This window comes from Pantoea sp. GM_Pan_4 (assembly GCF_026541005.1).
Classification (GTDB): domain Bacteria; phylum Pseudomonadota; class Gammaproteobacteria; order Enterobacterales; family Enterobacteriaceae; genus Pantoea; species Pantoea dispersa.
Window position 1 is genome coordinate 122,487 of sequence record NZ_JALNUZ010000004.1, and the last position, 22,883, is coordinate 145,369.

Consider the following 22,883-nt stretch of genomic DNA (forward strand, 5'->3'; position numbering starts at 1 on the left):
TCACAGATTGGAAACGGTTACACGGCGCTATCGCCTGAATTAGTGACCGACTCCACAATTTGCCGCTGCGCCACCGAATGGCGCCGCACCAGCGTAGGCATGAAGCAGTGCGCGGCGTGCGGATCGAGCGTGCCTGCTGCGCCCTGCAGGGCCAGCTCAGTCGCCAGTTTCGCCATAGAAACAATGGGATAGCGCACCGTGGTCAGTTGCGGGTCGGTGTAACGGGAAATGGGGATGTCATCGAAGCCGATGACAGAGAAATGCTGCGGCACCTGAATACCGTTATCTTTCAGCGCGGTGAGCGCACCGGCCGCCATGCCATCGTTATAGGAGAACACCGCAGTGAGGTGCAGATTGCGCCCCAGCAGTTCCACCATCGCGGCTTCACCGCCCTGCATGTCCGGTTCGGCATGCGCAATCCAGCCCTCCGGCGGGCGGATGCCCTGCTCCGCCAGCGCCTGCAGCCAGCCATCGCGGCGCTGCGCCACGTCCTCAATCGGATGGCTGGAGCTGAGGTAACCAATGCGCTGATGGCCCTGCTGTAACAGCATGCGCGTCGCTACCTGCGCCCCGGTAACATTGTCGAGGCAGACGCAGCGGTGCTCGTATCCCGGAATAGTACGATTAATCAGGACCATACCGGGAACCTGGTCCATAAACCGGGCCAGCTCCGCGTCTGTAAGCGTTTTCGCGTGCACCACCAGCGCGTTGCAGCGCTGACGGATCAGCACCTCAATGGCGTGGCGTTCTTTCTCTTCCTGATGCCACGAATTGCTGATAAGCACGTGCTTGTGCATGCGCTGCGCCACGGTATCCACCGCTTTAACCAGCGCACCAAAGAAGGGATCGGAAACGTCCATGACCACCACGCCGATGGTATCACTCACCTGGGTAGCCAGCGCCTGCGCGTTGGCATTCGGCCGGTAGCCGAGCGATTCAACCGCCTGCAGCACGGCTTCGCGGGTATCAGAGGTGACTGCACTGCTGTTATTGAGCACCCGCGACACGGTGGCAACAGAAACCCCGGCCTGACGGGCGACATCACGAATCGTTATCATGCAGTTGTTCCACAGAGGAGAAAAGGCGCGACTGGCGCGTAACGGCGCTATTCTGTCAGGGCATCAGAAACAGCTGCGTGAATTACGTCACACGGATGAAAACGGTTACATACAATTATGCAACCTTTGTGATGAACATCATTATCTGCCGGCGGACGCGTTGTCCGCTTTTCCGGCGGCGAGCTGCGTCAGCCGGCGCCAGATCCACTCCATCGGTCCCTGCGGGAAGACGCGCAGCCACAGCACGGAGAACAGAATATTGACCAGCCAGATAGCCGGTACAAAAGCCAGTAGTTGCAGGCGGTCAAATTTGAGGAACAGATCGAAGCGATAGAACAGCGTGGTGCAGATTAGCGTCTGCAGCAGATAATTGCTCAGCGCCATGCGCCCGACGCACTGAATGGCGTAACTGATCCGCGTGGCGGCGATGGCCGGCCAGTAACCGAGACAGAGTGCAGCGTAGCCAAGGCTGATAAACGGACTGGCGAGATCGCGTGGCACCTGCAGGAAAAAGCCGCTCCAGCGAAATTCCCACTGTAGCAGCCACTGTGCCAGCACGCCGGGTATGGCAATCAGCCAGCCGATGGTAAGTAACAGCGCCGCCGCGCGTCGGTAGTGTTGCAGACTAAACTGGCCGCTCAGCCAGCCGCTGCGCATCAGCGAGGCACCGATCAGCATCAGCCCGGCCAGCTGCCAGCCATACTGCGAAGCCAGCGCCATCAGGCCGGATGACAGGTGTTCGAGGCGATTCTGCACCGCTTCCCAGCCGCCGACCAGTTTCCAGTAGCTCTCATACTCCAGATCTGCCGCGCCAGGCAGCCACGAACGCGTCGGCTGCGGACTGGAGATGACGCCAAACACCAGCAGCACGGCACAGCCCACCAGATAGAGCAGCACGCCGGTATGTAATAACGCCCGCTCCGACGGCACGTCACGCAGCATGCGCCAGACAATCAACCCAATCAGCCCATAATCCAGCAGGATGTCGCCTTCCCACAGGAACACCGCGTGGATGAACCCGATGAAGACCAGCAGCGTTAAGCGTGAGGAGATCCAGCGGCTGCCGCGCGGCACCTGCAGGGCCAGTCCGGCACCAAACAGCAGCGCAAACAGCGTCAGGAATTTTAGCTGCGCCAGACCATCCATGATTGCCCAGGTCCAGGCATCAGAAACGGAGGCTTCACCCTGCCAGGCCGGATTGAGATAGGCCGCCGAGGGCAGACCAAAGCCGACGATATTCAGCAGCAATATGCCGAGAATGGCGCAACCACGAATGAAATCCAGCGCGAGATAGCGTTGCATCGAGTGCCCTGACGGTGAGAGGAACACGGGCGACAACGACGCCGCCCGCGCTGCTTAGCTGTGGCGTACCGCGCGCAGGAACTCCTGACGCGTGTTCTGGCTCGATTTGAACAATCCGCCGAGTGAAGTGGTGGTGGTCGCGCTGGTCGCATCTTTGACGCCGCGCGCTTTCACGCAGTAGTGCACCGCATCGATCGACACCGCCACGTTATTGGTGCCCAGCAGGGTTTGCAGCGCCACCAGCACCTGCTGGGTTAAACGCTCCTGCACCTGCGGACGCTGGGCGAAGAACTGTACGATACGGTTGATCTTCGACAGGCCAATCACCTTGTCTTTAGGGATATAGGCCACGGTGGCTTTGCCGTCGATGATCACGAAGTGGTGTTCACAGGTGCTGGTCAGGGTGATATCACGCACGGTGACCATTTCGTCCACCTTCATCTTGTTTTCGATGACGGTGATTTTCGGGAAGTTAGCGTAATCCAGACCTGAAAAGATTTCGTCGACGTACATCTTGGCGATGCGGTGCGGCGTCTCCATCAGGCTGTCGTCTTCCAGGTCCAGATTCAGCAGCTGCATAATCTGGGTCATGTGGCCGGCGATCTCGCGCTTGCGTGACGCGTCGTCCATGTCGCGCACCGGGGCGCGTAATGGCGTTTCCAGGCCACGCGCCAGCAGTGCTTCGTGAACCAGGGCGGCTTCCTGACTTAAGGTGCTCATCGTACTCTTCTCCGGCAGGTGATGCGCCCGCAGGTCTGCGCCTGCGGGGGAAATTCTGAGCGCGTATTGTGAAACACAACGCGCGCTTAATCCAGCAATCAATCCGATTGGAAATGAAAGCGTTTCAGGTGGGCGATCGCCGCATCACCAGCGCCCCCGCCAGCAGCAACCCGCCTCCGGCCACCCACAGCGCCGGATCGAGCCGGTGCCACAGCAGGCTGGAAATCCAGGACAGCAGCGGCCCACCGAGCTGTCCGATGGCATAACCGGTCGTGAGCAGGCCGGCGAGATAGCGCGCGTGGTGCGGTGCCAGCTCCCGGCTGTACTGCAGCGACAGCTGCACCACGCAGAGAAAGCCGCCACCAATCAGCAGCGCCGCCAGCAGCAGACCGTTGATGCCCGGCAGTACGATGGCGGCGATCACGCCCAGCGCCTGCGCCCACAGCACCAGCGCCAGCCGCCGATGGCTGCTGCCCCAGTGGCGCGTCACGATCCCCAGCACGATGCCGATCACCGCCGCGCCGCCAAATACCGGCCAGACAAACTGCGCAAAAGCGCTATCAGGGAAGCGCGCCGCCGCCATTTGCGACAGGAAGGTAGCGGGCAGAATATAGCCAAAACCGGCGAGGCTGTAGCTGAGGATCAGGCGCTTCAGGTCACGCGTCAGCAGCAGCGGCTCGGCGGCCTGTTGCGGACGATGCAGCTGTCCGCTGCGCGGCAGGAAGCGCGCAATCGCGGCAATCAGCAGCAGCGCCAGCACACCGTACGCCGCCCAGGCAAACGCCGCGCTCACGCCGCTGGCGTGCAGCAGTACCGCCAGCATGCCGCTGATGAAGATGCCGGTGCCGGGACCGGCAAACACCGCTGCCGACAGGCCCGGCCGGCCGTGATGCAGCAGTTGCTCATTGCTCCATGCTGCCACCAGCACCATTGCCCAGCCGCTGGCAACGCCGATCAGAAAACGCACCACCGCATGCAGCCACGGCCCGCTGATACAGGCGGACAGCAACGTCAGCGCGACGGCACCCCAGACGCCCAGCTGCAGCCGCCACTCCACGCGCCGCTGCGCGCGCATCGCGTCAAACGATCCGGCCAGATAACCGAGATAGTTCAGCGCGGCGACCAGGCTGGCGCTGGCGAGCGTGAGCTGACCGTCGTGAATCATCAGCGGCACCTGCGGGGTAAACGCAAATCGCCCAATCCCCATTGCAACCACTAAACTTAAAAACGCGCTAAGCGCGACTCGCCACGCCATTCTGACTCCGGATCGATTGGATTATCACTTGTCAGCAGCATGCATGACGTTTAGACTCACGAAAAGTGAATAATATTAACCAAGTTGTTTACGAGAAGAGAATATGGATTTAGTACAGCTCCGCATGTTCTGTTCCGTGGCCGAAACCGGCTCACTGGCGCGCGCCGCCGAAATGCTGCATCGCGTGCCGTCTAATCTCACCACGCGACTGCGACAGCTGGAAGAAGAAATCGGCGTCGATCTGTTTATTCGTGAGAAGCAGCGCATTCGTTTGTCGCCGATGGGCCACAATTTCCTCAATTATGCGCAGCGCATTCTGGCATTGAGCGACGAGGCGCTGAACATGGCGCGCGCCGGTGAACCCGGTGGTAACTTTGCCTTCGGTTCGATGGAGAGCACCGCCGCCACCCGCCTGCCGGGATTGCTGGCCGCCTATCATCAGCGCTTCCCCAACGTCGCGCTGTCGCTGGTGACCGGCACCTCAGGCGATATCATCGATAAAGTGCGCGCCGGCACGCTGGCGGCGGCGCTGGTGGACGGTCCGGCCAGTCATGATGACCTGAATGGCTGCATCGCCTTTCGTGAAGAGATGGTGCTGATCACCAGCCTCGAACACGCGCCGATTCTCAGCGCCCGCGATACGCAGGGTGATACGCTGTTTGCCTTTGGCAACAGCTGCTCGTACCGCACCCGGCTGGAGTCCTGGTATCGCGACAGCCAGAGCGCACCGCACAGCGTTATGGAGATTCAGTCTTATCACGCCATGGTCGCCTGCGTAGCCGGTGGCGGCGGCGTGGCGATGATTCCCGCCTCGGTGCTGGCGCAGATGCCGGCCCGCGCGCGCGTGCAGCAGCACAGCCTGCCGCCGACCTGGCGCGACACGGCCACCTGGCTGATGTGGCGCCGCGACGCCTTTACGCCCAACGTTGAGGCGCTGAAGTATCTGATTATTGAAATGTTTGATGACCGCCCGCTCAACGATGAACTGCTGCATCCGCTGCAGGCCGCTGAGTAAGCGTTATTTTTTATCCAATCACGACATCACAGGAAGAGGGATTGCATGAACATGATTAAAACCCGCGCGGCCGTGGCCTGGGCTGCTGGCGAACCGCTGAAGATTGAAGAAGTGGATCTGATGCCGCCACAGAAAGGGGAAGTGCTGGTGCGTATCGTTGCCACCGGCGTGTGCCATACCGATGCTTACACCCTGTCAGGTAAAGATCCGGAAGGCGTATTCCCGGCGATCCTCGGTCACGAAGGTGGCGGCGTGGTTGAAGCGGTGGGCGAAGGCGTTACCAGCGTAGCGGTCGGCGATCACGTGATCCCGCTGTACACGCCAGAGTGCGGCAAGTGTAAATTCTGTCTCTCCGGCAAAACCAACCTGTGTCAGGCAATCCGCACCACGCAGGGCAAAGGGCTGATGCCCGACGGCACCACCCGCTTCTTCAAAGACGGCAAGCCAATCTTCCATTACATGGGCACCTCGACCTTCTCTGAGTACACCGTCGTACCGGAAATCTCCCTGGCGAAAATCAGCAAAGAAGCGCCGCTGGAAGAAGTGTGCCTGCTTGGCTGTGGCGTGACCACCGGCATGGGCGCGGTGATGAATACCGCCAAAGTGAAAGAAGGCGACACCGTGGCGATTTTCGGCCTCGGCGGTATTGGCCTGTCGGCGATCATTGGGGCGAAAATGGCCAAGGCCGGTCGCATCATCGGTATTGATATCAATACCAGCAAGTTTGACCTGGCGCGCAAACTGGGCGCAACCGACCTGGTTAATCCGAAAGATTTTGCTAAGCCAATTCAGGAGGTTATCGTCGAGATGACCGACGGCGGCGTGGACTTCTCGTTTGAGTGTATCGGTAACGTCAACGTGATGCGTTCCGCGCTGGAGTGCTGCCATAAAGGCTGGGGCGAATCAGTGATTATTGGCGTTGCCGGTGCCGGCGAAGAGATATCTACCCGACCATTCCAGCTGGTTACCGGTCGCGTATGGCGCGGGTCGGCGTTTGGCGGCGTGAAAGGACGCACTCAGCTGCCGGGCATCGTGCAGGATTACCTCGACGGTAAGTTTGCGCTGAATGATTTCATCACCCACACCATGCCGCTGGAAGAGATCAACGAGGCATTTGAGCTGATGCATGAAGGCAAATCGATCCGTTCCGTGGTGCATTTTAATAAATAAGCAGGAGGCGACATGGCATCCACTCTGGAGCTGCTGGAAGAACACCGTATTTTTGGCGGCTGGCAGCAGCGCTGGCGTCATCAGTCGGCCGTGCTCAACTGCCCGATGACGTTCAGCATTTTTCTGCCACCGCCGCGCGACGACGCGCCACCGCCGGTGGTGTGGTTTCTCGCCGGGTTGACCTGCAACGATGAGAACTTCACCACCAAAGCCGGTGCGCAGCGCGTGGCGGCCGAACTCGGTCTGGTGCTGATTATGCCGGACACCAGCCCGCGCGGCGATGCAGTGGCCAATGACAGCGGGTACGATCTGGGCCAGGGTGCCGGGTTTTATCTCAACGCCACGCAGCAACCGTGGGCGGCACATTATCGCATGTTCGATTATCTCAGCGAGGAGCTGCCGGCACTGGTGGCGGATAACTTCAAGCTGAGCGATCGCCAGTCGGTAATGGGGCATTCGATGGGCGGCCACGGCGCGCTGGTGCTGGCGCTGCGCCTCGGCGGGCGCTTTGCGTCGGCGTCCGCGTTTGCGCCAATCGTCAATCCGACCGAAGTGCCGTGGGGACAGAAAGCCTTTGCCGCCTATCTGGGCGACGATCGCCAGACGTGGCGCGAGTGGGATAGCTGCCTGCTGATGCAGAACGCTGAACATCGCCTGCCGGTGCTGATCGATCAGGGCGATAGCGATCAGTTCCTCGCCGATCAGCTACGCCCGGAGCGGCTGGAAGCAGTGGCGCGCGAGCAGAACTTCCCGCTGGAGCTGCGTATCCAGCCGGGGTATGACCACAGCTACTTCTTTATCGCCAGCTTTGTGGAGGACCATCTGCGGTTCCACGCGCAGCATTTACTGGCGTAGTGCACTTTTCTGCCCCTCTGATGCTGAGGGGCAGAACGTGTCTGGCGTCAGGCCAGCGATTCCGCCACCAGCCCATCAATCATTACCTGCGGCATGCCCTGTGAGCAGTGCTCAATGCGGCCGCGCACGCCATACACCTGCGCCAGCGTCTCCGGCGTAATCACCTGCGACGGCACACCGTCGGCCAGCAGTTGCCCCTGCTTCAGCATCAGCGCGTGATCGGCATGACGCAGCGCGATATTGATGTCATGCACCACCACCACCGTCACCATGTTGCGCAGCCGGGTTTCGCGCCGCACCAAATCCATCACGTGGAACTGATAATTCAAATCCAGCGCGCTGAGCGGTTCATCCAGCAGCAGCAGTTCCGGACGGCGAATCAGCGACTGCGCCAGCCCGACCAGCTGCTTCTGGCCACCGGACAGCTGATCGAGATAACGCATCGCCAGGTGGGCAATGCCCAGCTGCTCCAGCAGGTGCATGATTTCCGCTTCACTGGCGGCGCTGTGTAATCCACCGGAGGCACGCTGCGCCACGATGATCGACTCCAGCACGTGCAGATGCACACCGGCTGGCAGCGTCTGCGGCAGATAGACCACGCGCTGCGCGCGCCGGGCAAACGGCTGGCTCATCAGCTCTTCGCCATTGAGCCACAGCTCGCCCTGCCCTTTGCTCAGACCGGCCAGCGCGCGCAGCAGCGTCGATTTGCCGCAGCCGTTGGGCCCCAGCAGCACGGTGATTTTGCCGCGTGGCAGCTGCGTGACATTGAGATCGTCGATAACGTTCCGCTTCGGGTAACCGGCATAAAAGTGGCTGACGCGTAAGCCCTGCTCCATCACACTGTCCCCCGATGCCGCAGAATAATGCTGAGAAAGAACGGCACGCCCACCAGCGAGGTGACGATGCCGACCGGAATGATGACGCCGGGAATGAGGTTTTTCGAGGCCACCGACGCCAGCGACAGCACCAGCGCGCCGATCAGCGCACTGGCCGGCAGATAGTAGCGGTGATCTTCACCAAACATCATGCGCGCAATGTGCGGCGCGACCAGGCCGATAAAGCCGATCGGGCCGACGAATGCCACCGCCAGCGCTGAGAGAATGCTGATGCGCAACAGCGTCGCCAGCCGCAGACGCCGCACATCAATGCCGAAGCTCACCGCGCGATCTTCACCAAGGCGCAGCGCCGTGAGTTTCAAGCTGCTGAGCATCGAGAATGGCAGCAGGATGGCAAAGGCGGCGCTCAGCACGCCCAGTTTTTCCCATGAGGCACGCGCCAGACTGCCCATGGTCCAGAACACCAGGCCCTGCAGCGTATCTTCGCTGGCGATGAACTGCATCATCGAAACCAGGGCGTTAAAGGTGAACACCAGCGCGATGCCAAACAGCACCACGCCGGAGGTTGAGACTTTGGTCCAGCGCGTGATGCCATCCAGCATCAGCGCGGCAAACAAGGCGAAGACAAAGGCATTGGCGGAGATCAGCCACTGGTCCGGCACGCCGGGAATACCAATGCCGAGAATGATCGCCAGCGCGGCACCAAACGCCGCTGCCGACGAGACGCCGAGCGTAAACGGGCTGGCCAGCGGGTTATTGAGGATGGTCTGCATTTCTGCACCGGCGAGGCCGAGTGAGAAGCCGACCACCACCGCCATCAGCGCATACGGCAGACGGATGTCCCAGACGATCACGCGCGTGCCAGCGTCCACCGCTGCGGGATGGAGCAGCGTTTGCCACAGCGTGTCGAGCGTCAGGCCGGCCGGGCCAAGGGTGAAATCGAGGATAACTGAAGCGAGGATCGCCAGCACCAGCACACCAATCAGCAGCAGTCGCTGACGCAGAACCTGACGATAACGGGTCAGGGTATCGGCTTCGGTGCCATGTTCCGCCACCAGCGCGGAGTCCGTACTACGCATTGTTCTACCTGTTTCCTGTCGCCTTATAACGGCTGCCACAATAGAGCAGGTGATAATAATTATCAATGCTGTCTCTGTAACAAAGCCCGAATGGTTTGCGCCAGGTTTGCATAGCGTAATAAATCGCAAAAAAACGCGGCCGCGGCCGCGTTGTCATGCAATGCTGCCTGTTTGCCAGCGCAATAAATTGCGCCGCTACAGAGGGTTGCACCGATTTGTAGCGGCACGATGCATCGCGAAAAAACGCCACCAGGCCGCGTTGTCAGGCATTACTGCCTGTTTACCAGCGCAATAAATTGCGCCGCTACAGAGGGTTGCACCGATTTGTAGCGGCGCGATTCATCGCGCAAAACGCCCCAAGGCAGCGTTGTCAGGCATTACTGCCTGTTTGCCAGCGCAATAAATTGCGCCGCTACAGAGGGTTACACCGATTTGTAGCGGCGCGATTCATCGCGCAAAAACGCCTCCAGGCCGCGTTGTCGGGCACTACTGCCTGTTTGCCAGCGCAATAAATTGCGCCGCAACAGAGGGTTGCACCGATTTGTAGCGGCGCGATTCATCGCGCAAAAACGCGTCAAGGCCGCGTTGTCAGGCATTACTGCTTAAAGGAAGGGAATTCCATCTCGCTGTATTTCACGAAGCGGGTGCCGCGCGTCAGCTTATAGCCCAGCCAGATCACCAGGAACAGCGGAATGCCGATATAGGTTGCGGCTACGCCGTACCAGTCGATGCGATCGGCGAGAAATGCCTGATAATTCTGCCCCAGCGTAATGATCAGACACAGCGCGAACGCAAACATCGGACCCAGCGGGAAGAAGCCGGAGCGGTAAGGCAGATCGGCCAGATTCAGCCCCTGTGCCACATAGCCGCGGCGGAAGCGATAATGGCTGATAGCAATGCCGAGCCAGGCGATAAAGCCGGTCATCCCTGAGGTATTCAGCAGCCACAGGTACACTTCCTGATTGCCAAATTTCGAGGTCAGGAAGCACAGCGCTGCCACCACCGTGGTCGCCAGCAGGGCATTGCGCGGTACGCCGCCTTTCGACAGTTTCGCAAAAATGCGCGGTGCCTTGCCTTCCTGCGCCAGGTTAAACAGCATACGCGTTGAGGCGTACATGCCGGAGTTACCCGCCGACAGCACCGCCGTCAGGATCACCGCGTTCATCACCGCCGCCGCGGACAGCAGACCGGCATTCTGAAACACCAGCGTGAACGGGCTGACGCTGATATCGGTGACATCGTTATGCAGCAGCTGCGGATCGGTATACGGCAGAATCAGGCTGATGATCAGGATCGCGAACACATAGAACAGCAGAATACGCCAGAACACCTGGCGCACCGCGCGCGGGATATTCTTCGCCGGGTCTTCTGATTCACCGGCGGCAATCCCGATCAGTTCGGTGCCCTGGAAGGAGAAGCCGACAATCATCGCCACGCCAATCATCGCCGCAAACCCGCCGGCAAACGGCGCATCTCCCACCGTCCAGTTGTGCCAGCCTGCATTTTCTGCGCCACGCAGGATGCCGGTAATCATCAGCACACCGACCACAATAAAAATGATAACGGTGGCGACTTTGATCAGTGAGAACCAGTATTCCGCCTCGCCGAAGCCTTTGACCGAAATGTAGTTGAGCAGGAACATCAGACCAAGGAACAGCGCGCTCCAGATCCAGCCTGGCGTGTCCGGGAACCAGTAGTTCATCACCAGCTGTGAGGCGACGAGGTCAACGGCGATGGTCACCGCCCAGTTGTACCAGTAGTTCCAGCCCAGCGCGAAGCCAAAGCCCTCTTCGACATATTTGGCGCCGTAGGTGGCAAAGGAACCGGAGACCGGCATAAACGCCGCCAGTTCGCCGAGGCTGGTCATCAGGAAGTAGACCATCAGGCCGATCAGCGCGTAGGAGAGTAACGCACCGCCAGGACCCGCCTGAGAGATAGTGGCACCCGAGGCGACAAACAGGCCGGTGCCGATGGAACCGCCAATGGCGATCATGGTGAGATGGCGCGCTTTTAATTCACGGCGCAGCCCAGGTTGTTGTGTTGTTTTTGAGTCATTATGCATGTGTAAACGCTATGCTGGATAAAAATAAGGCGCGATTGTAGCAGCAAAGCCTGCACTGTATAGCATTCGCCTCGGGTTATTAGTTACCTTCATAATCGGCCGGGAATTATTAGCCACAGCACAGGGGAGACTGCGGCTATTCCCGGCAATAGGCGAGGAAGCGGCTCAGCGCTTTCGACAGATGTTTCTGCCGGTGATGGATGCGATACAGGGTGCGCGTCAGGCGCGGCAGGGGCACCGGGACTTCCGTCAGCGTGCCCGCCTCCAGCAAATCGGTAATCACCCGGCGCGATAAGCAGCTGATGCCCATGCCGTGGCGCACCGCGTGTTTAATCGCCTCCGAGTTGCCCAACTCCATCCCCAGCTGAAACTGCGGCAGGTGCGACAGCAGCAGGTAATCGACAATCTCACGCGTACCGGAACCGCGCTCACGCAGGATCCACGGCGCAGCGGCCAGCGTCTCCAGCGTCACCGGCTGCCGTAACAGCGGCGCATCCGGCGCGGCGAACACCACCAGTTCATCTTCCAGCCACGGTTCGCTGATGATATCCGGCTCATGGCACGGCCCTTCAATCAGGCCAATGTCGACGCGAAAATCGGCCACCGCATTGATGGCGTCCTGGCTGTTGCCAACGCTCAGCTCCAGCGGCAGCGTGGGAAAATCGCGACGATACGCGGCGATCATCCCCGGCAGCAGATAGTTGCCGATGGTGCTGCTGGCAAACAGGCGAATCGCTCCGTTGTCCTCTTTAAACAGCTGTTCGATCTCAATCGCCTGCTCCAGCAGCCCGACCGCACGCGGATAGAGCAGCCGGCCGTGCTCGTTGAGCACCAGCCGTTTACCGACGCGGTCGAACAGCTGTACACCGAGCTGACTTTCCAGATCGGCCAGGGCCGCGCTGACCGCCGACTGCGACAGCGCCAGCACCTGCGAGGCCTGAGTGGTGGAGCCGCTTTTCAGCACCTCGGTAAACACTTCAATCTGACGCAGCGTAATGTGCATGCGTGCTCCTTACATGGCGTACCGCTTCACCAGATAGATCACCACCGCCAGCCAGATCAGCAGCATCAGAATCAGGCCGCTCCAGCTGACGATCTTTTTGCCGCGCGCCCGTTGCACCTCGGCGCGTTCGGCGCTGCTGATGCGCACGTCGCGCGGCAGCAGACGCAGCAGGACCATCACGCCAAGCGGGATGATAATCGCGTCATCCAGCAGGCCAATAATCGGGATGAAGTCCGGAATCAGATCGATGGGGCTGAGCGCATAAGCGACGATGCCAAACGCCAGCAGCTTAAACCACCACGGCGTACGCGGATCGCGACAGGCAAACCACAGCGTCAGCACGTCCCGTTTGATGAGCTTCGCCCAGCGGCGCAAGCGCATGAACATTGTTGCCCTTCCTTATCACTTATTCCGGTTGATTATAAATATATTATCAATTTCACTTTTAAGCCAGCCAGGCGCACGCTAAAGCCTCACTGAGGAGAAGCGTATTATGGCTGAACTAAGCGTCAACAAAACCCCTTTTCATGTTCATCGCTGGCTGCCGGGACTGCTGCTGACCGCCGCCATCGCCGCAGGTGCCGCGTGGCTGGCCAGTCAGCCGTGGCTGGCGGGCGCGGGATTCGGCGCGCTGACGCTGGCCATCATTATCGGCATCGTGCTGGGTAATAGCCTGTATCCCCGCGTTGCGACCCCGTGCGACAGTGGGGTGCTGCTGGCCAAACAGCGACTGCTGCGACTCGGCATCATTCTTTACGGCTTCCGCATCACCGTGCAGCAGATCGCCGATGTCGGCGTCAGCGGCGTGCTGATTGATGTGCTGGTGCTAAGCTCAACCTTTCTGATCACCTGCCTGATCGGCATCCGTGTACTGAAAATGGATCGCGAAACCGTGTGGCTGATTGGTGCCGGCAGCAGCATTTGCGGTGCGGCAGCGGTGCTGGCAAGTGAACCGGTGATCAAAGCCGCACCGTCGAAAGTGGCGGTCGCGGTGGCCACCGTGGTGCTGTTTGGCACCGTCGGCATTGTGCTGTACCCGTTTCTCTGGACGCTGTTGCCGCAGGTCAGCGCGCAGCACTTTGGCGTCTTTACCGGCTCGACGCTGCACGAAGTGGCGCAGGTAGTGGCGGCCGGCCATGCAATGGGCGCGGAAACGGAGAACACGGCAGTCATCGCCAAGATGCTGCGGGTGATGATGCTGGCACCGTTTCTGCTGATCCTCGGCAGCTGGCTGCAGCGCCAGCGCAGCCACCAACGTCAGGCACAGCAGCCGATCCGCTTTCCGTGGTTTGCCTTGTTGTTTATTGTGGTGGCGCTGTTTAACTCGCTGCATCTGCTGCCACCGCCGGTGGTAACGGGACTGAATCAGCTGGCGAATCTGCTGCTGGCGATGGCGATGGCGGCGCTGGGCTTAACCACCCGTTTCGGCGCGCTGAAGCAGGCGGGCGTCAAACCGCTGCTGCTCGGTCTGCTGATGTTTATCTGGCTGATTCTCGGCGGCGGCGCACTGAATGTGCTGGTGCAACATTTCATGGCGTAAGCGCATCCGCTATCATGGGCGTTTTGCATCAGCAATCGCCCATTCAGGAGAGCGGCATGAAATATATCGGCGCACACGTAAGCGCATCCGGCGGCGTAGACCAGGCAGTGATCCGGGCCCATGAAATCGAAGCCACAGCCTTTGCGCTGTTCACTAAAAATCAACGCCAGTGGAAAGCCGCGCCGCTCTCTGCGCAGGTGATCGACGCTTTTAAAACCGCCTGCGATCAGTACAACTTCAGCGCCGCGCAAATCCTGCCACACGACAGCTATCTGATTAACCTCGGCCATCCGGTGATGGACGCGCTGGAGAAATCGCGCGAGGCGTTTATCGATGAGATGCAGCGCGCCGAACAGCTTGGTCTGACGCTGCTCAACTTCCATCCCGGCAGCCACCTGCAGCAGATTGATGAAGATGCCTGCCTGAAGCGCATCGCCGAGTCGATCAACATTGCGCTGGATAAAACCCACAACGTGGTAGCGGTGATTGAGAATACCGCCGGTCAGGGCAGCAACCTCGGTTTCCGCTTTGAACACCTCGCGGCGATTATTGACCACGTCGAGGATAAATCGCGCGTCGGCGTATGCATCGACACCTGCCACGCCTTCGCTGGCGGATATGATTTACGCAGCGAAGCCGACTGTGAAGCCACCTTTGCCGAGTTTGAGCGCGTGGTAGGCTTCCAGTATCTGCGCGGTATGCACCTCAACGATGCTAAAAGTACGCTCGGCAGCCGCGTGGATCGCCATCACAGCCTCGGCGAGGGCAACATTGGCAAGACCGCGTTTAGCTGGCTGATGAAGGATGCGCGTTTTGACGGTATCCCGATGATTCTCGAAACCATCAATCCGGATATCTGGAAGGATGAAATTGCCTGGCTGAAGGCCGAGCAGCAGGCGTAACGGGTTTCACCGGGGCCTGTCGCCAATAAAAAAAGGGAGCCGCGGCTCCCTTTGTTGTTCCTGGCTGCCGTTACGCGGCTTTGGCCAGTTCCTCTTCCGGACGTTTCAGAATCGCATAGCCCAGACCCGCAATCAGCGTACCAATCACAATCGCCAGCAGGTAACCCAGCACCGGGGTAATGGCGCCTGGAATCAGCAGGACGAACAGCCCGCCGTGCGGCGCCATCAGTTTGGCACCCATCGCCATGGAGATCGCACCGGTCACTGCGCCACCCACGATACAGCATGGCAGCACGCGCATCGGATCTCGCGCCGCAAACGGAATGGCACCTTCGGAGATAAAGCACAGGCCGAGTACCAGCGCGGCTTTACCGCCCTCCTGCTGACCTTTATTGAACTTACGACGCGCTACCAGCGTTGCCAGCCCCATCGCCAGCGGTGGCACCATACCGGCCGCCATGATCGCGGCCATCGGCGCGTAGGTTTGCGAACTCAACAGACCAACACCAAAGGCGTAAGCCACTTTGTTCACCGGACCGCCCATGTCGGTACACATCATGCCGCCCAGAATCGCGCCCAGCAGGACCGCGTTAGCGGTGCCCATGTTCGCCAGCCAGCTGGTCAGGCCGCTCATGATGCCGGCAACCGGTTTGCCTACCACGTAAATCATCAGCAGGCCGGTAATCAGACTGGCCACCAGCGGAATGATCAGAATCGGCTTCAGCGCTTCCATACTTTGCGGCAGCTTCACTTTGCTGCTTAGCAGTTTCGCGGCGTAACCGGCGATGAAACCGGCGATGATGCCGCCAAGGAAACCGGCGTTGATGCTGGTGGCGATCATGCCGCCAATCAGACCCGGCGTCAGGCCCGGACGGTCAGCAATCGAGAAGGCGATAAAGCCCGCCAGCACCGGCACCATCAGCGCAAAGGCGCTGCCGCCACCGATCTGCATCAGCGCCGCGGCTAAGGTGCCCTGCTCTTTAAACGCGGTAATCCCAAAGGCGAATGACAGCGCAATGCTCAGACCGCCGGCGACCACCATCGGCAGCATATAAGATACGCCGGTCAGCAGATGCCGATAGGCACCGGCTTTCTCTTTGCTGTCGCTCTGGCTGGCTGCCGCCTGGTTGCCGGAAGGCTGCCAGACTTTAGCTTCCGCCTGCGCTTTATCCAGCTCCTGTGCGGTTTTCTTCAGCGCCAGACTGGTGGAGGTGCGGTACATCGGCTTGCCGGCAAACTTCGCCAGATCAACGTCAATATCCGCCGCAACGATCACCAGATCGGCCGCCGCCACTTCTTCCGGGGTGATCGGGTTGCCGGCGCCGACTGAGCCGCGGGTTTCCACTTTTACCCACCAGCCGCGCTTGCTGGCTTCCGCCTCAATCGCCTCGGCTGCCATGAAGGTATGCGCCACGCCGGTCGGACAGGCGGTGACGGCCACAATACGTTTCTGCCCGGTGCTCTGCGCCGGTGCGCTTGCCGCCGGGGTTGCCGCAGCCGGCTGCCACGGTTGCGCCGCATCTTTAGCCAGCGCCAGCGCGGCCTGCGGATCGCGCAGCGCCTGCTGCACGTCCACGAGGGCAACGGACTTGCCGGCGAGCTGCGCGTTGTCGGTAACCTGCTGGCCAATCACCAGCACCAGTTCGGCGTCCGCGGCGCTGTCGACCAGCGTCAGTCCCGCCTGCCCTGCCGCCGCCTGCAGACGTTCTGAGGCTAAATGGCCTGATGCCAGACCGAGTGAAGAATCTTTTATCAGCAGCGTTTTCATTATCGCTCTCCTGCTGTTAGTTAACGGGTTGTAAGTCGACGCGCGCCATCATCGCGGCCAACTGGGTACGATCGGTCACGCCGACGTTGCTCTGGCTGACGGCCATGGCCGCCACCGCCGTCGCCAGACGCAGCGTGTGTTCACTGGATTCCCGCATCAGCAGGCCATAAATCAGGCCGCCAACCATCGAATCTCCGGCGCCTACGGTGCTGACCACTTCACACGCAGGCGGTTTGGCGATCCATTCGCCTGAGGCATTGACCCACAGCGCGCCTTCCGCACCGAGGGAGATCACGACGTGGGCAATGCCCTGCTCGCGCAGCTGGTGCGCGGCGTCAATCACATCCTGCAGCGTCGGCAGCTTGCGGCCGGCCCAGATCTCCAGCTCGCGGCGATTGGGTTTTACCAGCCACGGTGCTGCTTTCAGACCGGCCACCAGCGCTTCACGGCTGCTGTCAAAAATGATGCACGGACAGTGGGTGCGCAGATCGCTCATCCATTTGGTGAACGCGTCCGGCGCAACGCCGGCTGGCAGGCTGCCGCTGACGCACACCATATCGAACTGGCCCAGCCAGGTCAGCGAGTCGGCGGTGAAGCGGTCCCAGTCCTGTGGCGTGACGTCAAAGCCTGAGAAGTTGAGGTCGGTGACGTCGCCGTCTTTTTCCGTCAGCTTAACGTTAATGCGGGTACGGCCCTGCACCACCTGAAAACGGTTAGCGATACCGAGTTCGCTGAACAGCTGCTGAAAGCCGTCCTGATTCTCTTTACCGAGGAAGCCGCCGACGGTGACGTCGATGCCGAGATCTTTCAGCACTTTGGCGACATTGATGCCTTTACCCGCAGCGTGCAGCCCGGTGGTTTTGACCAGGTTAACTTCGCCGCGCTCGATCTCCGGCGTGTAGCCGACCAGATCGTACGCCGGGTTCAGGGTGATAGTGGCAACGCGACGACTCATGCTGCCCCCTCGCCCAGACCGCTATTAATGGCTTCTTCGATAGCGTGCAGTGCCTGCTGCGCATCGTCACCGCTGGCGGTGAAACGCAGACGATGGCCTTTCTTCACGCCCAGCGCGACCACCTTCATCAGGCTGCGCCCGTTAGCCGGCTTACCGCTGCCGTCGAGATTGGTCACGGTGATATCGCTGTTGAATTGCTTGATCACGCTCACCAGCGCGGTGCCCGGACGCGCATGCAGACCGTGCTCGTTGCGGATGGTGAATTCCGCGGTTAAGACGTCCGCAGCTTCATCAACTTCGCTGGTCAGCAGCGCGAGAATACCTGCCGCGTCCGCCTTCAGCAGGCGTTCAGCCTGATTGTTCAGCAGCAGATTGCTGAGGTAGCCCAGCACCTCAAGCGGGCGCTGATCGGTGGCGGCGACCGTCAGCAGCAGCGCTACCGGTTCGCCCTGATGCGTCAGCGGCGTCGCGCTGCGGCTCACTGCCACCGCGCTGTTGAGGTTGCCGTGCGTGCTGTCGCTCAGCCAGATGCCCTGACCGAGGCTGAGCGGCGCGTGCGAGACGACGTCCGCGACAAAGCTGGCGTCGACGGCACCGGCCGCCTGCAGACGACCGGCGTTCAGCGCCTGCAGCGTCATCAGATCGCTGGCGGCCACGTCGGTGGCGATCAGCGACGTATCGAACTGGAATTCAGCGGCCTGCTTTTCACCCATCAGCAGCGCGCGCAGCTCTTCAGCAGAGGCAGATTTCAGCTGCTCCGCGATGCTGTCATCGCTTAATACGTGGGTCAGCTGGCGCAGCAGCGCGAGGTGCTCGTCAGATTTGGCGGCAATGCCGATGGCGACGTACGCCGTCTGGCCATCGCCCCAGTCCACGCCCTGCGGGAACTGATAAACCTGTACGCCGGTTTTCAGCACCAGATCGCGGGTATCGGTGGTGCCGTGCGGAATGGCGATGCCGTTGCCGAGAAAGGTGGTGGTTTGCTGTTCGCGCGCCAGCATGCCGTCGACGTAGCCTTCGGCCACATTTCCGGCCGCAGTAAGCGCAGCGGCAACCTGACGAATGGCCTGTTCTTTATCGGACGCGCTGGCGCCGGTGTGAATGGCCTGAACTTCGAGCTGGAACATATTTCTCCTCGCTTGCTGAAAGTGAATCGTTTCAGCCTGATGGCGAAAAAATACGCTGTGCGACACGGACTTAGCCGGGAGGACAACGCTGAAACGTTTCAGGGAATATGGTACAGCACCCGATTACAGGCAAGAAAATGCGCAATCGGCGTAGCAGATTTTTGATGCTCCGCACACTTCGCGGCGGATTTAGGATTTTTCACAGCGGGCGCGCTGACGCGTTGCTGTAACGCGGCGCCTGTGACGCTCGTTCTGTTCAGCTCGCGTCAGCTCAAACTCAGGGCGCGGTATCGGCTTCCAGCAGCAGCAGGTAGATCATGGCGTCGGCGCGGCTGCTGCCGCACATCTCCGCCTGTGGCTGTAAACCGGCACACACCGCCGGACGCAGCGGCGAGCCAAAAATTTTGCAGCGCTGCTGTTCGTCGAGCTGCACGCAGCGGGTATTGGCCGGTTTGCCGTCAGGCATACCCGGAATGGGGGAAGAGATGGAGGGGGCTGTGCAGCAGGCACCGCACTGGTCTCGACATAACATCATGCGCTCCTGCAAAGATTAGCGGCCGACAATAGCAGTCTGCACCGCGGAATTCTATGCGCGGCCAACAATTTTCACCGGCCTCACTTGCCTGTTTTTCACCGCGCGAGTAAGTTGGCGCGCATCTACCTGGTTATAGCGAGTCAAGCATTATGCCAAAGGCAAACGAAATCAAAAAAGGAATGGCCGTCACCTGGAACGGTAAACTGTTGCTGGTGAAGGATATCGATGTCCAGAGCCCGAGCGCGCGCGGTGCCGCCACGCTGTATAAGATGCGTTTCACCGATGTGCGCACCGGCCTGAAAGTTGAAGAGCGCTTCAAGGGCGACGATATTATTGATGCCATTCAGCTCAGCCGCCGCGCAGTGACCTTCTCATACATTGACGGCGACGAATACGTGTTTATGGATGACGAAGATTACACGCCGTACAGCTTTAAAAAAGATCAGATCGAAGAAGAGCTGCTGTTTATTCCGGAAGGCGGCATTCCCGGTATCCAGGTGCTCACCATGGATGGTCAGGTGCTGGCGCTGGAACTGCCGCAGACGGTAGACATGGAGATTGTTGATACCTCACCAGGCATCAAAGGGGCATCTGCCAGTGCGCGCACCAAACCGGCGGGCATGAGCACCGGGCTGTCGATTCAGGTGCCGGAGTACCTGAGCAATGGCGATCGCATCCGTATCCATATTGCCGAGCGCCGTTATATGGGACGCGCCGATTAAGCGCACGATTTTCTCCGGCGGCGGTTGATTGTTATAGTATAACAACAGCCTGCGCGCCGGATACAGTTGTCCGGCGCGGCTATTTTAACGGAGTAAATCATGACGCGCGTGAACCTGATTACCGGTTTTCTCGGTAGCGGTAAAACCACCACCCTGTTACATCTGCTGGCGCACAAACCTGCCAATGAAAAGTGGGCCATTCTGGTCAACGAGTTTGGCGAGATCGGCATTGACGGCGCCCTGCTCGCCGACCGCGGCGCCACGCTGAAAGAGATCCCCGGCGGCTGTATGTGCTGTGTTAACGGCCTGCCGCTGCAGGTCGGGCTGAATATGCTGCTGAAGCAGACTCAGCCGGACCGCCTGATTATCGAACCCACCGGCCTTGGCCATCCCAAACAGTTACTGAATATGCTGCGCGCAGCGGTCTATCAGCCGTGGATCCGCGTGGACGCCACGCTGACGCTGCTCGATCCGCGTCAGTTAGCCGATACGCGCGTCACGGAGAATGAAAACTTTCGCGACCAGCTGATCGCCGCAGACATCATCATCGCCAACAAAAGCGACAAGTGGGATGCGGAAGATCGTCAGCGGCTGGCGAGCTGGCAGCAGCAGCATTTGGGCGACCGTCAACTGGTGGAAGCCAGCTGGGGCAACATTGATCCGGCGTTGCTGAGTCAGCCGGCATTGGCGGATCGTGCGGTACCCGATGCCGCGCATCATCATCATTCGCCACGCCCGCAGGGGCTGGCGGCGCTGAAACTGGAAGGTGAAGCGCGCTGGCGTCGTGCGTTAAATGAAGGTCAGGGCTATGCTTCCTGTGGCTGGATTTTCGATGGTGACACGGTGTTCGATACTATTCCGGCTTTAGAGTGGGCGCGGCTTGCGCCGGTGGATCGCGTGAAAGGCGTGCTGCGTACCGCTGACGGTCTGGTCAGCATTAACCGTCAGGGTGAAGACCTGTTCATCGAAACGCGCCCGGTCACGCCGCCGGATAGCCGTATCGAATTGATCCACCATCAGGCCACCGACTGGAACGCCTTGCAGACTGCCCTGTTGAAGATTCGTTTAAATTAGCTGCGGTAGGTTTGCCCGTTATTTTTTTCCTTTTGAGTTACTTTTATGCGCACTTCTCGTTTGATTACCATCCTGCTGCTGAATGCGCTGGGTGTGATGCTATTTATGTCGTGGTATCTGCCGCCGGAGCACGGGTTCTGGTTCGCTCTCGACAAAGGCATCTTTTTTGGCTTTAACGACCAGATGGTCGACCATCACGGCTTTGCGCTGCTGGTGGCGATCACCAATTTCCGCGGTTTTGATGCGGTGTCGCTGCTGGCGATGGGCCTGCTCTATCTGTGGTTCTGGCGCCGCGAAACGCCGCAGGGCCGACGTCGTATGCTGGCGATTGGTATCACCATGCTGCTGACGGCGGTGATTCTTAACCAGCTGGGCCATCTGCTGCCGGTTAAGCATGCCAGCCCGACGCTGTTCTTTGATAACGTGCATCGCGTCAGCGAACTGACCGGCATTCCGGCAAAAGATGCGTCCCGAGACAGCTTCCCCGGCGACCACGGCATGATGCTGATTATCTTCGCCTGCTTTATGTGGCGCTATTTCGGCTTCCGCGCCTTCCTGATGGGCCTGCTGATTGTGGTGCTCTTTTCCCTGCCGCGCGTAATGGCAGGCGCACACTGGTTTACCGATATCGCGGTCGGTTCGCTGTCGGTGGTGCTGGTGGGCCTGAGCTGGTGGTTATTAACACCGGCCAGCGACAAACTGGTGAACTGGCTCTATCGTTCGCTGCCCGGAAAATATAAACCCCAGGCGTAATTGTTTAGCGCGGGCGATTATTTCTTGTTTTTAAGATCGCCTGCGCTTATTTAATCCTGCAATAAATTATTAGCGGACTAAGCGTTTTCTGATAAAAGAAAAACCTATGCGTCAAATCGTCTGACAATGGCGTTATTCCTGGCCTGTCCAGTCAGAACCCTCTTAAAATCTCCCTGAGCGCCAGAATTAGCCGCTGTTCCTGCCGTTAATTGACGCTTAAATCGCTACCAGTTGTTGATAAAGTAACCGTTGTGTTACAGATTGATTTCACATCAAAAAAACCTATAAAAATTTATATAAAAGCACTCGCCACGCGGTCTGTAATCGGTTAACCTCAACTCCGATTACTACCGTGCAGCATAAAATTCGGTACCTTAAGCAACAAAAATGTGTGCATTAACACATTTTAGTAATTAAGGAATTGTCTTAGAGGGTCGCACTTATTAATCTCAACCCGTTTTGTCATCTGGCTGGCGACATTCTGTCGTAAGGACATCGAAGGAAAACACGTACAATGGTCAAGTCTCAACCAATTCTGAGATACCTCAGGCGGATTATTCCCGCAGTAGCATTAGCAACCCTCTTATCGGCATGTAGCAGTACCCATAACGGTCAGAACGCGAATAACGAGAATCATGAAGTTAACAACCAGAATGGTTTTTTACTTCAGGCGTCTCAGGACGAATTTGAACAAATGGTGCAGAACGTGGACGTTAAGTCCCGCATCATGGAGCAGTACAGTGACTGGAAAGGTGTGCGTTATCGCTTAGGCGGCGACACCAAACGCGGCATTGACTGTTCTGCTTTTGTTCAGCGCACCTTTCGCGAACAGTTTGGTTTAGAGCTGCCGCGTTCCACATCGGAACAGCAGGACAGCGGTAAAGAGATTTCACGCAGTAAACTGCGTCCGGGTGATTTAGTGCTGTTCCGCGCCGGCTCCACCGGTCGCCATGTCGGCATCTATCTCGGCAACGACAATTTTGTACACGCGTCTACCAGCAGCGGCGTGATGATTTCCAGCCTTAACGACAGTTACTGGAAAAACCGCTACCGCGAAGCGCGTCGGGTACTGGCAAAAAACCCCAGTTAACCCCCTTCCTTCCTGATGTTCTCAGCCAGAGAATCTGAAAACGCTGCCCCGGCAGCGTTTTT

Annotated in this window: 22 protein-coding genes; 9 read left to right on the forward strand and 13 right to left on the reverse strand. The window is 59.4% G+C overall.

The window, feature by feature from the left end:
* Positions 1 to 17 precede the first annotated feature (17 nt).
* From galS to OXR61_RS11715, 4 genes are all read right to left on the reverse strand, one after another.
* A complete protein-coding gene (gene galS, locus OXR61_RS11700) occupies positions 18 to 1,058 on the reverse strand; it encodes an HTH-type transcriptional regulator GalS (RefSeq protein ID WP_021509281.1) in 1,041 nt (346 codons plus the stop codon).
* A 141-nt stretch (positions 1,059 to 1,199) separates the two neighbouring features.
* Positions 1,200 to 2,360 (reverse strand): DUF418 domain-containing protein YeiB, encoded by a 1,161-nt coding sequence (gene yeiB / locus OXR61_RS11705; protein ID WP_021509280.1) that lies wholly within the window; start codon positions 2,358 to 2,360, stop codon positions 1,200 to 1,202.
* A 54-nt stretch (positions 2,361 to 2,414) separates the two neighbouring features.
* Complete coding sequence (folE, locus tag OXR61_RS11710) at positions 2,415 to 3,080, reverse strand: GTP cyclohydrolase I FolE (protein WP_021509279.1); 666 nt, start codon at positions 3,078 to 3,080, stop codon at positions 2,415 to 2,417.
* Between the two features lie 124 nt (positions 3,081 to 3,204).
* Positions 3,205 to 4,335 carry a YbfB/YjiJ family MFS transporter gene (locus OXR61_RS11715; protein WP_021509278.1) on the reverse strand — a complete coding sequence of 377 codons (1,131 nt, stop codon included), beginning with the start codon at positions 4,333 to 4,335 and terminating at the stop codon, positions 3,205 to 3,207.
* A 103-nt stretch (positions 4,336 to 4,438) separates the two neighbouring features.
* Here OXR61_RS11715 and OXR61_RS11720 point away from each other — a divergent pair, with 103 nt between their 5' ends.
* From OXR61_RS11720 to fghA, 3 genes are read left to right on the forward strand one after another with little or no spacing between them, the layout of a single operon-like run.
* Positions 4,439 to 5,350 carry a LysR family transcriptional regulator gene (locus OXR61_RS11720; protein WP_021509277.1) on the forward strand — a complete coding sequence of 304 codons (912 nt, stop codon included), beginning with the start codon at positions 4,439 to 4,441 and terminating at the stop codon, positions 5,348 to 5,350.
* A 45-nt stretch (positions 5,351 to 5,395) separates the two neighbouring features.
* Positions 5,396 to 6,520: an S-(hydroxymethyl)glutathione dehydrogenase/class III alcohol dehydrogenase gene (locus tag OXR61_RS11725; protein ID WP_021509276.1), complete on the forward strand. Its 1,125-nt coding sequence runs from the start codon at positions 5,396 to 5,398 to the stop codon at positions 6,518 to 6,520.
* A gap of 12 nt (positions 6,521 to 6,532) precedes the next feature.
* A complete protein-coding gene (gene fghA, locus OXR61_RS11730) occupies positions 6,533 to 7,375 on the forward strand; it encodes an S-formylglutathione hydrolase (protein WP_021509275.1) in 843 nt (280 codons plus the stop codon).
* A 47-nt stretch (positions 7,376 to 7,422) separates the two neighbouring features.
* On the opposite strand, the gene OXR61_RS11735 is transcribed toward fghA, so the two are convergent.
* The 5 genes from OXR61_RS11735 to OXR61_RS11755 form a co-directional block, all read right to left on the reverse strand.
* A complete protein-coding gene (locus OXR61_RS11735; protein WP_021509274.1) occupies positions 7,423 to 8,211 on the reverse strand; it encodes an ABC transporter ATP-binding protein in 789 nt (262 codons plus the stop codon).
* Positions 8,211 to 9,290 (reverse strand): iron ABC transporter permease, encoded by a 1,080-nt coding sequence (locus OXR61_RS11740; protein ID WP_021509273.1) that lies wholly within the window; start codon positions 9,288 to 9,290, stop codon positions 8,211 to 8,213. The genes OXR61_RS11735 and OXR61_RS11740 overlap by 1 nt, the downstream gene beginning before the upstream one ends.
* 595 nt (positions 9,291 to 9,885) lie before the next feature.
* The gene (locus tag OXR61_RS11745) at positions 9,886 to 11,352 is read right to left on the reverse strand and encodes an amino acid permease (protein ID WP_021509272.1); all 1,467 of its coding nucleotides are present in this window, start codon (positions 11,350 to 11,352) and stop codon (positions 9,886 to 9,888) included.
* A gap of 136 nt (positions 11,353 to 11,488) precedes the next feature.
* The gene (gene yieE, locus OXR61_RS11750; protein WP_021509271.1) at positions 11,489 to 12,355 is read right to left on the reverse strand and encodes a DNA-binding transcriptional regulator YeiE; all 867 of its coding nucleotides are present in this window, start codon (positions 12,353 to 12,355) and stop codon (positions 11,489 to 11,491) included.
* Positions 12,356 to 12,364: 9 nt separating this feature from the next.
* Positions 12,365 to 12,742: a YkvA family protein gene (locus OXR61_RS11755; protein WP_021509270.1), complete on the reverse strand. Its 378-nt coding sequence runs from the start codon at positions 12,740 to 12,742 to the stop codon at positions 12,365 to 12,367.
* 106 nt (positions 12,743 to 12,848) lie between these two features.
* Here OXR61_RS11755 and OXR61_RS11760 point away from each other — a divergent pair, with 106 nt between their 5' ends.
* Positions 12,849 to 13,895 (forward strand): YeiH family putative sulfate export transporter, encoded by a 1,047-nt coding sequence (locus OXR61_RS11760; protein ID WP_021509269.1) that lies wholly within the window; start codon positions 12,849 to 12,851, stop codon positions 13,893 to 13,895.
* Between the two features lie 56 nt (positions 13,896 to 13,951).
* Positions 13,952 to 14,797, forward strand: a complete 846-nt coding sequence (gene nfo / locus OXR61_RS11765; RefSeq protein ID WP_021509268.1) for a deoxyribonuclease IV — start codon at positions 13,952 to 13,954, stop codon at positions 14,795 to 14,797.
* A 70-nt stretch (positions 14,798 to 14,867) separates the two neighbouring features.
* On the opposite strand, the gene fruA is transcribed toward nfo, so the two are convergent.
* From fruA to OXR61_RS11785, 4 genes are all read right to left on the reverse strand, one after another.
* A complete protein-coding gene (fruA, locus tag OXR61_RS11770; protein ID WP_021509267.1) occupies positions 14,868 to 16,565 on the reverse strand; it encodes a PTS fructose transporter subunit IIBC in 1,698 nt (565 codons plus the stop codon).
* A 16-nt stretch (positions 16,566 to 16,581) separates the two neighbouring features.
* On the reverse strand, positions 16,582 to 17,520 hold the full coding sequence (gene fruK, locus OXR61_RS11775) for a 1-phosphofructokinase (protein WP_021509266.1): 939 nt from the start codon (positions 17,518 to 17,520) through the stop codon (positions 16,582 to 16,584).
* Positions 17,517 to 18,647, reverse strand: coding sequence for a fused PTS fructose transporter subunit IIA/HPr protein (gene fruB, locus OXR61_RS11780; RefSeq protein WP_021509265.1), 1,131 nt, complete (start codon positions 18,645 to 18,647; stop codon positions 17,517 to 17,519). The genes fruK and fruB overlap by 4 nt, the downstream gene beginning before the upstream one ends.
* 277 nt (positions 18,648 to 18,924) lie before the next feature.
* Positions 18,925 to 19,179 (reverse strand): YkgJ family cysteine cluster protein, encoded by a 255-nt coding sequence (locus OXR61_RS11785; protein ID WP_031280051.1) that lies wholly within the window; start codon positions 19,177 to 19,179, stop codon positions 18,925 to 18,927.
* 152 nt (positions 19,180 to 19,331) lie between these two features.
* Between OXR61_RS11785 and yeiP the strand changes: the two genes are divergently transcribed.
* The 4 genes from yeiP to mepS all read left to right on the forward strand — a co-directional run bounded on the left by yeiP (position 19,332) and on the right by mepS (position 22,821).
* A complete protein-coding gene (gene yeiP, locus OXR61_RS11790; RefSeq protein WP_031280049.1) occupies positions 19,332 to 19,904 on the forward strand; it encodes an elongation factor P-like protein YeiP in 573 nt (190 codons plus the stop codon).
* A gap of 99 nt (positions 19,905 to 20,003) precedes the next feature.
* Entirely contained in the window at positions 20,004 to 20,978 is a 975-nt protein-coding gene (locus tag OXR61_RS11795; protein ID WP_021509262.1) for a GTP-binding protein, read from the forward strand.
* A gap of 45 nt (positions 20,979 to 21,023) precedes the next feature.
* The gene (locus OXR61_RS11800; protein WP_031280048.1) at positions 21,024 to 21,731 is read left to right on the forward strand and encodes a phosphatase PAP2 family protein; all 708 of its coding nucleotides are present in this window, start codon (positions 21,024 to 21,026) and stop codon (positions 21,729 to 21,731) included.
* Positions 21,732 to 22,245: 514 nt separating this feature from the next.
* Positions 22,246 to 22,821, forward strand: coding sequence for a bifunctional murein DD-endopeptidase/murein LD-carboxypeptidase (gene mepS / locus OXR61_RS11805; protein ID WP_031280047.1), 576 nt, complete (start codon positions 22,246 to 22,248; stop codon positions 22,819 to 22,821).
* The last annotated feature ends 62 nt before the right edge of the window (positions 22,822 to 22,883 follow it).

What these genes read in the sequence shown, in the direction of transcription:
- fruK (WP_021509266.1), bottom strand. Translation starts at nt 17,520, where the DNA reads ATGAGTCGTCGCGTTGCCACTATCACCCTGAACCCGGCGTACGATCTG.
- folE (WP_021509279.1), bottom strand. Translation starts at nt 3,080, where the DNA reads ATGAGCACCTTAAGTCAGGAAGCCGCCCTGGTTCACGAAGCACTGCTG.
- OXR61_RS11740 (WP_021509273.1), bottom strand. Translation starts at nt 9,290, where the DNA reads ATGCGTAGTACGGACTCCGCGCTGGTGGCGGAACATGGCACCGAAGCC.
- fruB (WP_021509265.1), bottom strand. Translation starts at nt 18,647, where the DNA reads ATGTTCCAGCTCGAAGTTCAGGCCATTCACACCGGCGCCAGCGCGTCC.
- yeiB (WP_021509280.1), bottom strand. Translation starts at nt 2,360, where the DNA reads ATGCAACGCTATCTCGCGCTGGATTTCATTCGTGGTTGCGCCATTCTC.
- OXR61_RS11745 (WP_021509272.1), bottom strand. Translation starts at nt 11,352, where the DNA reads ATGCATAATGACTCAAAAACAACACAACAACCTGGGCTGCGCCGTGAA.
- yieE (WP_021509271.1), bottom strand. Translation starts at nt 12,355, where the DNA reads ATGCACATTACGCTGCGTCAGATTGAAGTGTTTACCGAGGTGCTGAAA.
- OXR61_RS11725 (WP_021509276.1), top strand. Translation starts at nt 5,396, where the DNA reads ATGAACATGATTAAAACCCGCGCGGCCGTGGCCTGGGCTGCTGGCGAA.
- fghA (WP_021509275.1), top strand. Translation starts at nt 6,533, where the DNA reads ATGGCATCCACTCTGGAGCTGCTGGAAGAACACCGTATTTTTGGCGGC.
- OXR61_RS11715 (WP_021509278.1), bottom strand. Translation starts at nt 4,335, where the DNA reads ATGGCGTGGCGAGTCGCGCTTAGCGCGTTTTTAAGTTTAGTGGTTGCA.
- OXR61_RS11755 (WP_021509270.1), bottom strand. Translation starts at nt 12,742, where the DNA reads ATGTTCATGCGCTTGCGCCGCTGGGCGAAGCTCATCAAACGGGACGTG.
- nfo (WP_021509268.1), top strand. Translation starts at nt 13,952, where the DNA reads ATGAAATATATCGGCGCACACGTAAGCGCATCCGGCGGCGTAGACCAG.
- OXR61_RS11785 (WP_031280051.1), bottom strand. Translation starts at nt 19,179, where the DNA reads ATGTTATGTCGAGACCAGTGCGGTGCCTGCTGCACAGCCCCCTCCATC.
- yeiP (WP_031280049.1), top strand. Translation starts at nt 19,332, where the DNA reads ATGCCAAAGGCAAACGAAATCAAAAAAGGAATGGCCGTCACCTGGAAC.
- mepS (WP_031280047.1), top strand. Translation starts at nt 22,246, where the DNA reads ATGGTCAAGTCTCAACCAATTCTGAGATACCTCAGGCGGATTATTCCC.
- OXR61_RS11720 (WP_021509277.1), top strand. Translation starts at nt 4,439, where the DNA reads ATGGATTTAGTACAGCTCCGCATGTTCTGTTCCGTGGCCGAAACCGGC.
- fruA (WP_021509267.1), bottom strand. Translation starts at nt 16,565, where the DNA reads ATGAAAACGCTGCTGATAAAAGATTCTTCACTCGGTCTGGCATCAGGC.
- galS (WP_021509281.1), bottom strand. Translation starts at nt 1,058, where the DNA reads ATGATAACGATTCGTGATGTCGCCCGTCAGGCCGGGGTTTCTGTTGCC.
- OXR61_RS11735 (WP_021509274.1), bottom strand. Translation starts at nt 8,211, where the DNA reads ATGGAGCAGGGCTTACGCGTCAGCCACTTTTATGCCGGTTACCCGAAG.
- OXR61_RS11800 (WP_031280048.1), top strand. Translation starts at nt 21,024, where the DNA reads ATGCGCACTTCTCGTTTGATTACCATCCTGCTGCTGAATGCGCTGGGT.
- OXR61_RS11795 (WP_021509262.1), top strand. Translation starts at nt 20,004, where the DNA reads ATGACGCGCGTGAACCTGATTACCGGTTTTCTCGGTAGCGGTAAAACC.
- OXR61_RS11760 (WP_021509269.1), top strand. Translation starts at nt 12,849, where the DNA reads ATGGCTGAACTAAGCGTCAACAAAACCCCTTTTCATGTTCATCGCTGG.